Below are 12,327 nucleotides of genomic sequence, written 5' to 3' on the forward strand. Positions count from 1 at the left end.
TTCCATTTGTAAATATCCACAGGCTGTAGATACTGTTAATTTATTTTTCTCCTGTGGAAAACTTCTTCATCTCATGCTAAAATAAATATGCTTTTTATCAATGGGGGGATGCAATTTGTTCGACATCGAAAAATTTTGGCAGCATTTTAACGACGAAATGCGCGCTCGTTTTAATGAAGTAGCCTATAATGCATGGTTCAAAAACACCAAACCTATTTCTTACGATAAAAATACGCGTGAATTAAAAATCTTAGTACAAAATCCTGTTGCTAAAGGTTACTGGGAAAAAAATCTATCTTCTCAATTAATTCAATCCGCATATGGCTATGCTGGAATTGAACTATTACCTGTATTTCAAATAAGTGAAGATGGAGATAGTCCTGAACGGCTCGTTACTCCGCAACCGCAGCATGATATTCGAATTCAACGTGAAAAAAAGGAACAAGCAGCATTCACCAAGGACCTGAAATTAAATGAAAAATATACTTTCAATAATTTCGTTCAAGGTGAAGGCAATAAATTAGCCGCCGGTGCAGCATTGGCTGTCGCAGATAGTCCCGGTAGTTTTTATAATCCTTTATTTATTTTCGGTGGAGTAGGCTTAGGAAAAACTCACTTAATGCAAGCTATTGGACATCAGATGTTGGTTGAAAGACCTAACGCAAAAGTAGTTTATATACAGAGTGAGACTTTCGTTAATGACTTTATTAATTCAATCAAAAACAAAACGCAGGACCAATTCCGCGAGAAATACAGAACTTGTGACCTGCTTTTAGTTGATGATATTCAATTCTTTGCTAAAAAAGAGGGAATTCAAGAAGAATTCTTCCATACTTTCGAAACGCTCTATAACGATCAAAAACAAATCGTGATGACCAGTGACCGCTTGCCAACTGAGATACCCGATTTATCGGAGCGCTTAGTTTCGCGTTTCACTTGGGGCCTGCAAGTAGAAATTACGCCGCCAGATCTAGAAACCCGAATTGCTATTTTGCGCAGAAAAGCAGAAGCAGAAGGTCTCACAATTGACGATGATACGCTCGACTATATTGCGTCTCAAGTAGACACTAATATTAGAGAACTTGAAGGTGCACTAGTTAAAGTTCAGGCATATGCCACGATCGAAAAAGCAGATATTGATGTAAATTTGGCACGTGAAGCTTTAGTCGACTTAAAACTAGTACAAAAAAATAGGGGACTTCAAATATCCAAAATTCAGGAAGTAGTTGCTAACTACTTCCAAACTTCAACTGCTGAATTACGAGGTAAAAAACGGGTACGGCAAATAGTAGTGCCGCGGCAAATTGCAATGTTCCTTTCAAGAGAACTAACAGATGCCAGTCTACCTAAAATCGGTCAAGAATTCGGGGGCAAAGATCATACAACTGTAATGCATGCTTGTGATAAAATCAATAAGCAAATGAAAACTGATGCAGATATCAAAACTGCAGTCTTCGATTTGAAACAAATTCTCGAGCACTAAAAGTTTTCCACTGTGGATAACTCCACAAGTTTTTACACAAGTTTTTAACCGTTACAATTCCGTTATTTTAAGCTTCTTAGGAGTTTTCAACAAAAATCACAGGCCCTACTACTACTAATTAAATATATAATTAAAATAAATAAAGCTCACACAACCTTAGGAGGAAAAAATGAAGTTCACAATTAATCGTAATCTATTTATCGAGAACTTAAACAATGTAATGAGAGCCATCTCATCTAGAGCTACCATTCCTATTCTTAGTGGCATCAAATTAGCTCTAAGTGAAGATGAGTTAATCTTAACTGGAAGCGACACTGATATTTCTATCGAAATTAAAATTCCAGTAAATGAAGATTTGAATGTAGAATCTACTGGATCCATCGTCTTACCGGCTAGATTTTTTAGTGAAATCGTAAAAAAATTACCTGGTAAAGACTTTTCTTTTGAAGTTAAAGAAAGCTTTCAGACGCAAATTATTTCTGAAAACAGTGAATTCACCATTAATGGACTGGATGCCAATAATTATCCACGTTTACCCGAAATTTCAGATGCTGCCTCATTTAATATTTCAGGTAAAACGTTCCGTGAAATCATTAATGAAACGCAATTTGCTACATCCAATGATCAAACTAGAGCGATTCTAACCGGTGTTCGCTTCTTCTTTAACCCAGATCATATTAAGGCTGTAGCGACCGACTCACACCGTCTGTCACAAAGAAGTATTGCATTAGAAAACGGACCGCAAGCTGAGACTGATTTGATTATTCCAGGCAAGAGTCTGCAAGAACTATCCAGAATTATCGCTGAAACTGACCCTGAAGTTAAAATTTGCCCTGGGGAAAATCAGGCATTGTTTGTAATTGGCAACCTCTCATTCTATTCACGCTTACTTGATGGGAACTACCCAGATACTGATCGTTTAATCCCAACCGAAAAAACTACTAGCGTTGAGTTTGATATTCCTGAATTGTCTAGCGCATTGGAGCGTGCAAGTTTGTTAACCCATGCGGGTCGTAGCAATGTCGTTACCTTGACGTTGAATGTGGAAAACCAAACCGCGAAATTATCAGGTAAGTCAGCCGAAATTGGTAATGTGGAAGAAGATGTTAGTTTCAGAAATCTGGAAGGAAATGATCTAGAAATTTCTTTCAACCCAGATTATATGCGTGATGCGTTAAGAGCTTCAGTAACTGATTTCGTAATTATGAACTTTACTAAGCCGCTACGTCCACTCATTATCAATCCTGATAAGGAAGATGTTGATTTTGTTCAATTAATCACACCAGTAAGAACTTATTAATTCACGTGCATTATTTTTAGTTATTTAAAAAGTCGCTCTCTTGGGCGGCTTTTCTGTTTGCCTTTAGCTCTTAAGTCCATAAAATTGTCTCTCTATTATTTTGAGGCTAAATAGTGTGAAAAGACATGATGACCAAAAAAAGCTTAAATGGCGTTAAATAGCGTTTTAAGTTTGTTATTTACTTAAAAAACTAATATAATTAAATAGTAAAAAGAGTATTGAAGGTGAGCAGTATCAAGTATTTTATAATTAAGGGCGATTACATTACCTTAGGGCAATTCCTGAAAGAAGAGAGCATCATCTCATCTGGTGGACAGGCAAAATTTTATTTGCAAGACAGCCCCGTTTCTTTAAATGGAGCACCTGAAGATCGCAGAGGTAAAAAATTGCATGTCGGTGATCGTTTGGAAATTAACGGTCAAAAATATGAGTTTCGGCAGGAAAGCTAATGTATCTTGATCATTTGACGGTACAAAACTTTCGTAATCTGAAAAAGCTAGACATTGATTTTGATCCTAACGTGAATATCTTCATTGGCAAAAACGCTCAAGGCAAGACTAATCTGCTAGAAGCAATTTATTTTTTGGCATTGACTCGTTCTAATAGAACTAGCAGTGATCGAGAGCTGATTGGTTTTGGTGGGGAATACACCAATTTACTTGGGCATGTGCAAAAGAGTCAGGTAGATCTGACTTTGCGAGTGTTAATCACCAAGAAGGGCAAAAAAGTGTGGATAAATCGAGTGGAGCAGGCCAAACTCTCCAGATATGTGGGCCAAATGAATGCCATTTTATTTTCGCCTGAGGATCTGGAATTGATTAAAGGCGCGCCTGCGCTGCGTCGCCGTTTCATGGATCAAGAATTTGGCCAGATTAATGCGGAATATTTGTACTTTGTCAGTAAGTATCGTCAGGTCTTGTTGCAAAAGAATAATTATTTAAAGCAGCTTGCTAAGAAGCAGGCGAAAGACCTGGTTTTCTTGGATGTCCTTTCAGATCAATTAGCTGGAATCGCGGCGGAGGTTATTTCTCGCCGTTTTAAATTTCTAACTTATTTGAGTCATTATGCTAGTGATACTTATGCGCATATTAGCCTAGGCAGTGAAAGATTGACCATTGCTTATCATCCGTCAGTAAGCGACATTGAAGCTGGTGATACTACTGAAGAAATCTATCAAAAGATTTTAGCTAGTTTTCAGCGCAACAAGCAATCTGAAATACGCAAAGGAACTACAACTTCGGGGCCTCATCGAGATGATATTGAGTTCAAGCTTGATGATAAAAATGCTCATTTGTACGCCTCGCAAGGACAGCAGCGAACAATTGCCTTGAGTATTAAGCTAGCTGAAATTCAACTGGTTCATCAGTTAACTGATGAATATCCGCTGCTCTTATTAGATGACGTGATGAGTGAGCTTGATCATGGTCGCCAGAGTGCGCTGCTTAATTATATTCATGGTAAAACGCAGACTTTTATTACTACCACGGATTTGGCTGGAATTTCTTGGGAAATAATCAAGAAGCCGCGCGTGTATCACATTCAATCAGGCAAAATTAGTTTGGAGAAGGAGAATTAAATGGCTGATAATTCAAAAGAAAATCTTGAAAAGGTCAAAAAATATGAAAAAGAGGCCGACAAGTATAATGCCAGTCAAATTCAGGTCTTAGGAGGCCTAGAGGCGGTTCGTAAGCGTCCTGGTATGTATATCGGTTCGACTAGTTCTCAAGGCTTGCACCATTTGGTGTGGGAAATTATTGATAACAGTATCGATGAACGCTTGGCTTGTTTTGCCACCAAAATTGAGGTTACTGTTAATGAAGATGGCAGCGTAACTGTGCAAGATGATGGTCGTGGAATTCCTGTGGATATTCAAGCAAAAACCGGACGCCCTGCATTGGAGACTGTCTTTACTGTGCTACATGCCGGCGGTAAATTTGGCGGTGGCGGATACAAAGTATCTGGTGGTTTGCACGGTGTTGGTGCTTCAGTTGTTAACGCTTTGTCCACTAAGCTTGATGTTACCGTAATGCGCGATGGCAAGAAGTATTTTATCGATTTCGATCATGGCCGCGTTAAGGATGAAATGAAACAAATTGGTACAGTTCCTCTTGATGAGCATGGGACTATTGTGCATTTCTATCCGGACCCAGACATTTTTACCGAAACTACCACTTTCGATGACAAGATTCTGAAGAAGAGAATTCGTGAACTGGCCTTTTTGAACAAGGGATTAAAACTCACCTTTACTGACAAGCGCAAAGACAGTGCGGAAACTGATGTGTATAAGTTCGAAGGCGGGATTAAAGAATATGTTGCCTTTTTGAACAAGGGCCAAGAAGTATTATTTGACGATCCAATCTATGTAGAAAGCACTTATAACGGCATCGATGTTGAAGTGGCTTTGCAATATACTAATGGCTACAAGACGACTTTAATGACTTTTGCCAACAATATTCACACTTATGAAGGTGGGATGCACGAAGCTGGCTTTAAGACTGCGTTAACTCGTGTAGTGAATGATTATGCTCACAAAGCTAAGATCTTGAAGGACAAGGATGACAACCTTTCTGGGGAAGATATCCGTGAAGGGATGACTGCAGTTGTTTCAGTTAAACACCCTAATCCACAGTTTGAAGGACAGACTAAGACTAAGCTAGGCAACTCCGATGCTAGAACTGCTGTTGATAAGTCTTTCTCTGAAACTTTCGGTCGCTTCTTGATGGAAAATCCGTCAGTTGGGCGCAAGATTGTGGAAAAGGGCCAACTTGCTGAACGTGCTAGAACCGCTGCTAAACGTGCACGTGAAGTCACGCGGAAAAAGTCTGGTTTGGAAATTGCTAATTTGCCAGGTAAATTAGCTGATAATACTAGTAACGACCCAAGCATTTCAGAATTGTTCATCGTTGAGGGTAATTCAGCCGGTGGTTCTGCTAAGCAAGGACGTTCTCGTTTGACGCAAGCTATTTTGCCAATTCGAGGCAAGATATTGAATGTGGAAAAAGCTTCGATGGATCGAATTTTGGCTAACCAAGAAATCAGATCGTTATTCACAGCTTTAGGCACAGGCTTTGGTGCAGACTTTGATGTTTCTAAGGCTCGTTACCACAAGTTAATTATCATGACTGATGCCGATGTCGATGGTGCTCACATTAGAACGCTGCTCCTCACGCTGTTCTACAATTACATGCGTCCGATGATTGAAAAAGGATATGTTTACATCGCTCGTCCGCCTCTGTACCAAGTTCGTCAAGGCAAGGTAGTTAAATATCTTGATACTGATGAAGAATTGCATGATTATTTGGGCAGTTTGCAACCAAGTCCTAAACCGGTTGTTCAGCGTTACAAGGGGTTAGGTGAAATGGATCCAGAGCAATTGTGGGAAACTACCATGAATCCTGAAAATAGACGTCTCGACCGGGTCAGCCCAGAATATGCCAAGGATGCAGATGCTGTATTTGAATTGCTAATGGGCAATGAGGTTGCACCAAGACGCAACTTTATCCAAAAGAACGCTAAGTATGTTGAAAACTTGGATGCATAGGAGGTTTTAGATGGACGATAATCAAACTCAAGATCGTAGAATTAGAAACGTCGATCTGACCAGTATGATGCGTAGCTCCTTTTTGGACTACGCGATGTCAGTTATTGTTGCGCGTGCTTTGCCTGATGTTCGTGACGGCTTAAAGCCAGTGCAGCGTCGTATTCTTTATGGAATGAGTGAATTAGGCGTTACGCCTGACAAGCCATACAAGAAGAGTGCTAGAATCGTGGGGGAAGTTATGGGTAAATTTCACCCACACGGCGACTCCTCAATTTACTTAGCTATGGCCCATATGGCTCAAGATTTCTCATACCGTTACATGCTAGTAGATGGGCACGGCAACTTTGGTTCTGTCGATGGGGATGAACCAGCCGCAATGCGTTATACCGAAGCAAGAACGAGCAAAATCGCTGTGGAAATGTTGCGGGATATCAACAAAAACACCATTGATTGGCAAAGAAACTACGACGATACCGAAAATGAACCGGTTGTTTTGCCAGCTAGAATTCCTAACCTGTTGGTTAACGGTGCAAATGGTATTGCCGTTGGGATGACGACCAATATTCCGCCGCACAACTTAACTGAAGTAATTAGCGGTTTGCACATGTTGATGAAAAATCCGGATGCGACAACTAAGGATTTGATGAAAGTTATCCCCGGTCCAGACTTCCCAACCGGTGGTATTATTATGGGCCGCGGTGGCATTTACCGTGCTTATGAAACTGGAAAGGGCAACATTGTAGTTCGCGCTAAAACCAATATTGAAACCGAAAAGAGCGGCCGTGAACGGATTATTGTCAGTGAAATTCCGTACATGGTTAACAAGGCTGAATTGGTTAAAAAGATCGCGGATTTAGCCAGAGAGAAAATTATTGATGGTATTACCGGCGTGCGGGACGAATCTGACCAGACTGGTATGCGGATCACCATTGACATTCGTAGGGATGCCAGTGCCAGCGTGGTGCTAAATAATTTGTTCAAGCAAACGCAAATGCAAGCCAATTTTGGCATGAACATGGTTGCCATCGTTGACGGTGCGCCACACTTCTTAACCTTGAAGCAAATGCTGCAATACTACTTGGATCACCAAGAAGACGTAGTAACGCGCAGAACCAAGTTTGAATTGGCTAAGGCTGAAGCCAGAGCACATATTCTGGAAGGTTTAAGAATCGCGCTGGACAATATTGACGAAATTGTCCACATTATTCGTAGCAGTCATTCTAGTGATATTGCCAAGGCAACTTTAATTAGTCGCTTCGGGCTTGATGATAAGCAGTCTCAAGCTATTTTGGACATGCGCCTTGTTCGTCTGACAGGTTTGGAACGTGACAAGGTTGAAGCAGAATACCATGACTTACAAGTTAAAATCGCAGATTACAAGGATATTTTGGCTAAACCAGAAAGAATCAACCAAATCATCTATGATGAATTGCTTGATATTCAAAAGCGTTTTGGCGACAAACGTAGAACCGAGATCGGTGCTAGCGAGGTCGTTTCGATTGAGGATGAAGATTTAATCGAAAAGCAAAACGTTTTGCTAACGGTAACGCATAATGGCTACATCAAGAGAATGCCAATTCAAGAATTTAAGACCCAAAACCGTGGTGGTAAAGGGATTAAAGGAATGGGCGTACAAGATGACGACTTTATTGAACATTTGATTTATTCAAGTACGCATGACACGCTCTTGTTCTTTACCAATGCCGGTAAGGTTTATTCCAAGAAGGCCTATGAAATTCCTGAATATGGCAGAACTGCTAAAGGATTGCCTGTAGTCAACTTGCTCCAGCTGGAAAAGGGTGAAAAGATTCAAACTGTAATCAATATTCCAGAAGGAGCAGAAGACAATTATCTGTTCTTCATTACCAAGATGGGAACGGTCAAGCGCACCCACGTCAGCGAATTTTCTAATATTAGAAATAGTGGTTTGATTGCTTTAACCCTGCGTGATGGGAATGAATTGAGCAATGTTTTGACTACTGACGGTAAGCAGAATATCTTGATTGGTACTCATTTAGGCTATGCCGTTACTTTCAATGAAAATGATGTCCGAGCTATGGGTAGAACTGCAGCCGGTGTTCGCGGTATTAACCTGCGTGAACACGACTATGTTGTTGGTTCCGGCGTGTTAGGCAGTGATGACCAGGTATTGGTAATTTCAGAAAAGGGTTACGGCAAACGTACTTCTGCCGCTGAATATTCAGTCAAAGGTCGTGGCGGTAAAGGCATTAAGACCGCCAATATCACCGAAAAGAACGGTCCACTGGCTGGCGTAATTGTAATTGAAAAGGGTAAGGACATTATGGTCATTACCACGGATGGAATTATGATTCGCTTCCACACCAAGGATGTTTCTCAAACTGGTAGAAGCACCATGGGTGTACGTTTGATCAAAGTCAACAAGGGCAGTCAAGTTGCTAGCTTAACTATTGTTCCAACTGAAGAAGAACAAGATCAAACTGGCGATGATGACAACGAAAACAATGAGTAAATAATTAAATTTACAAAAAATTTGAACTTTTGAAAAAATTATCAAACTTTTTTGCGTAATAAATAGTGAGTGGTAAAAAACACTTGGATCACGTGAAAAACTGTTTGGTAATTTTTTATTTATATGCTAGAATTAGAAAGTGCGAGTAATATTTTCAATTACTCCTTGTTCTTGATTTTAGCAAGAACCATATAGTCCAAAAGGAGGTGCAATAGTCATGGCAACTACAAAGTACGAAGTAACTTACATTATCAAGCCTGATGTCGATGAAGACAGCAAGAAGGCCCTCGTAGAAAACTACGACAAGGTTATCGCTGATAACGGTGGTACTATGGTAGAATCCAAAGACTGGGGCAAGCGTCGTTTCGCATATGAAATCGAAAAGTATCGTGAAGGTACTTATCACATTATGACTTTCACTGCTGACAACGCTGACGCAGTTAACGAATTTGGCCGTTTGTCCAAGATTGACAACGCCATCTTACGTTCAATGGCCGTTAAGTTAGATAAGTAATTTTTAATTTATTATCTTGAATGATATGTGATTTAGGAAAGGAAGGTACATAAGTATGATTAATAGAGTTGTACTTGTTGGCCGTTTAACACGTGATCCTGAATTGCGTACTACTGGGAGTGGAATCTCGGTTGCTACGTTTACTCTTGCTGTTGACCGTCAATTTGCGAATAGCCAAGGCGAGAGAGGCGCAGACTTTATTAGCTGTGTAATTTGGAGAAAGGCCGCAGAGAACTTCTGCAACTTTACTTCCAAGGGTTCACTAGTTGGTATTGATGGCCGAATTCAGACCAGAAGTTATGATAATAAAGATGGGCAACGAGTATATGTCACCGAAGTTATTGTTGATAACTTCTCATTGCTCGAATCACGCAAGGATCGTGAAGCCCGCGGTCAAAATGGTGGTTACACACCGAATACTGGAAATAATAATGGTGCACCAAGCACTAATAATTTCCAAAATAATGGTGGATCGCAAAATAATAATCCACAGAATAATAACAATCAACAACATAAGGCGCAAGATCCATTTGCTGGTTCTGGCGATACGATTGATATTTCTGATGATGATCTTCCATTCTAATTTAATTAAGAAAGGATTCTAGAACATGGCTCAACAAAGAAGAGGTGGCCGTCGTCGTCGTAAGGTTGACTACATTGCAGCTAACCACATCGACTACGTTGACTACAAAGATGTCGATCTGTTGAAACGTTTTATCTCAGAAAGAGGTAAGATTTTACCACGTCGTGTTACTGGCACTAGTGCTAAGAACCAACGTAAAGTAGCTAATGCAATTAAGAGAGCTCGTATCATGGGCTTATTGCCATTCGTTGCTGAAGGCTAATTTAGATCGAATTTAACCAAGGGACAGGACATTAAGTTCTGTCCTTTTTTCGTATCTACTTTTTCAATCCCAGCACGTTATAAGGTATAATTGAAACTGATGTATTTCACCTTGTAATAGGAAGGATCTTCATGAAAGATTTTATACACAAGCTAGTATTGCCTGAATTTATCAAGGATTCCAGATTAACGGCTTCTGTAGCGATAATCTTAGCGCTGTCTTTGCTGGGCAGCATTATCGCGATGATCATGAATCCGTTATTCGGTTTAGCTATGGTGTTAATTTTCATTTTAACTGTAGCATTTGCAATTTATGGAACCTATATCTTAGCAGGCAATACAACCAACTTTGCAGTTAACCTGTCTTACAGGATAAAGCGTAGTGAGCAAGAAGCCATGATTAAGATGCCATTGGGGATCTTATTGTATGACTCAGATCACCAAATTCAGTGGGTGAACCCTTACTTGCAGCTTTATTTAAAAGATGATGATCTGGTTGGCCATACTATTGAGGCAGTTGACCCTAATTTAAACAAATTGCTTAATGAGGTACTGGCAGCTAAAACTTTAGAAAATCACCTTGTTGACTGGGACGGCCACCGCTTTGAGATGGTAGTTCAAGATGACTTGGGCGTCATTTATTTATTGGATATTACGCGCTATGCCAAAATTGAGGATAAATACAAGGCAGAGCGTCTGGCTATTGGGCAGATCTTTATCGATAATTACGATGAGTTAAGTGAAACAATGCATGACCAAGAATTGACTAGCATGAGTTCGTATGTGCAAAACACGTTGAGTAATTATGCTAAGAAATTTAAGGCTTATCTGAAGCGAATTGATGAAGACCATTTTTTGATCTTAGTGCATATGCAGGATCTAGCTGAGATGGAAAAAGATAAGTTTTCCGTCTTGGATAAAGTTCGTCAAGAAACGAGTCGTAATAACACGCCGCTTACCTTATCCATGGGTATTGCCTTTGGTAGCGACTCCTTGTCAGAGATTGCCAACCAGGCGCAGTCTAACTTGGATTTGGCCTTAGGTCGAGGCGGCGACCAGGTAGTTTTGCGTCAGCCGGGCAAGGATGCTCGCTTTTATGGCGGTAAGTCCAATCCGATGGAAAAACGAACTCGAGTCAGAGCTAGAATGGTTTCACAAGCAGTTAGCGAATTGTTCAAGGATGCCGATCGCGTCTTCGTTGTAGGGCATCAGCGTCCCGATATGGACTCAGTTGGTAGCGGAATCGGAATGGTAAAATTGGCGCGTCTGCATGGCGTGAAAGCTAATTTTGTCTTGGATACTAACAAGACGAATTATGATGTTGGCCGGTTAGTTACCCGAATGCAGCAGAAAAATCAGGATAAGGATATTTTTATCGATCCTGAGGTTGCGTTAGCGGAAGTATCGGATAAGTCGATGCTGGTCATGGTGGACCACTCTAAATATTCCATTACTTATTCGCAGAAATTGTACGAGCGGTTGAAAAATCGGATTATCGTAATTGACCACCACAGACGAGGTGAAGAATTCCCGGAGAATCCAATGCTGACGTATGTGGAGCCGTACGCTTCCTCAGCCTGTGAATTAGTTACGGAAATGATTGAGTATCAACAGCCAGCTAATGGCAAGCGGGTATTAACTGACCTAGAAGCCACGGCGATGCTGGCTGGGATTGTGGTTGACTCGAAGGAATTTTCACTTAGAACTGGTACCAGAACATTCGATGCGGCTAGCTACTTGCGCTCGATTGGAGCTGATTCAGCTGTGGTCAGCCTGCTCTTAAAAGAAGATATCGACAGCTTCCTTGAAAAGACGCATTTGGTAGCTACATTGAAGATGGTCAAACCTCATATGGCCGTTTTATGTGGACCGGATGATAAGATCATTGATCCGATTATTACCGCCCAGGCTGCTGATACGGCGCTTGATTTGGAAAATGTGGGTGCCAGTTTTGCCATTACGCGGCGCAGCTCTGATACAATTGGTATCTCAGCGCGGTCAATGGGCAAGATCAACGTCCAGATTATCATGGAAAAGCTTGGCGGTGGTGGACATCTTTCTAATGCGGCAACGCAGATCAAAGATGTTACTATTGAAGAAGCGAGAGCAAAATTGCTGCAGGCAATTGATGAATATGAACAAGAAAACGATTAG

The 12,327-nt window shown here is 40.7% G+C and carries 10 protein-coding genes; all 10 read left to right on the forward strand.

All coding sequences use genetic code 11. The annotated features are described in order from the left end of the window. The first annotated feature begins 115 nt into the window (after positions 1-115). Positions 116-1,483: a chromosomal replication initiator protein DnaA gene (gene dnaA, locus ICI50_RS00005; protein ID WP_095342227.1), complete on the forward strand. Its 1,368-nt coding sequence runs from the start codon at positions 116-118 to the stop codon at positions 1,481-1,483. Positions 1,484-1,652: 169 nt separating this feature from the next. After that, positions 1,653-2,783: a DNA polymerase III subunit beta gene (dnaN, locus tag ICI50_RS00010; protein WP_056940918.1), complete on the forward strand. Its 1,131-nt coding sequence runs from the start codon at positions 1,653-1,655 to the stop codon at positions 2,781-2,783. A 224-nt stretch (positions 2,784-3,007) separates the two neighbouring features. Next, positions 3,008-3,232, forward strand: a complete 225-nt coding sequence (gene yaaA / locus ICI50_RS00015) for a S4 domain-containing protein YaaA (RefSeq protein WP_013854927.1) — start codon at positions 3,008-3,010, stop codon at positions 3,230-3,232. Beyond that, on the forward strand, positions 3,232-4,359 hold the full coding sequence (recF, locus tag ICI50_RS00020; protein WP_013854926.1) for a DNA replication/repair protein RecF: 1,128 nt from the start codon (positions 3,232-3,234) through the stop codon (positions 4,357-4,359). Before yaaA ends, recF begins: the two co-directional genes overlap by 1 nt. Continuing rightward, entirely contained in the window at positions 4,360-6,324 is a 1,965-nt protein-coding gene (gene gyrB / locus ICI50_RS00025; RefSeq protein ID WP_095342224.1) for a DNA topoisomerase (ATP-hydrolyzing) subunit B, read from the forward strand. 10 nt (positions 6,325-6,334) lie between these two features. Then, positions 6,335-8,815 carry a DNA gyrase subunit A gene (gene gyrA / locus ICI50_RS00030; RefSeq protein WP_188891699.1) on the forward strand — a complete coding sequence of 827 codons (2,481 nt, stop codon included), beginning with the start codon at positions 6,335-6,337 and terminating at the stop codon, positions 8,813-8,815. 217 nt (positions 8,816-9,032) lie between these two features. Further along, positions 9,033-9,329, forward strand: coding sequence for a 30S ribosomal protein S6 (gene rpsF, locus ICI50_RS00035; protein WP_188891701.1), 297 nt, complete (start codon positions 9,033-9,035; stop codon positions 9,327-9,329). 55 nt (positions 9,330-9,384) lie between these two features. Continuing rightward, on the forward strand, positions 9,385-9,912 hold the full coding sequence (ssb, locus tag ICI50_RS00040; RefSeq protein ID WP_188891702.1) for a single-stranded DNA-binding protein: 528 nt from the start codon (positions 9,385-9,387) through the stop codon (positions 9,910-9,912). A 25-nt stretch (positions 9,913-9,937) separates the two neighbouring features. Further along, positions 9,938-10,174, forward strand: a complete 237-nt coding sequence (gene rpsR, locus ICI50_RS00045; RefSeq protein ID WP_013854921.1) for a 30S ribosomal protein S18 — start codon at positions 9,938-9,940, stop codon at positions 10,172-10,174. A 131-nt stretch (positions 10,175-10,305) separates the two neighbouring features. Further along, complete coding sequence (locus ICI50_RS00050; protein WP_188891704.1) at positions 10,306-12,327, forward strand: DHH family phosphoesterase; 2,022 nt, start codon at positions 10,306-10,308, stop codon at positions 12,325-12,327.

The sequence above is a fragment of the Lactobacillus kefiranofaciens genome, assembly GCF_014656585.1.
Lineage (GTDB): Bacteria > Bacillota > Bacilli > Lactobacillales > Lactobacillaceae > Lactobacillus > Lactobacillus kefiranofaciens.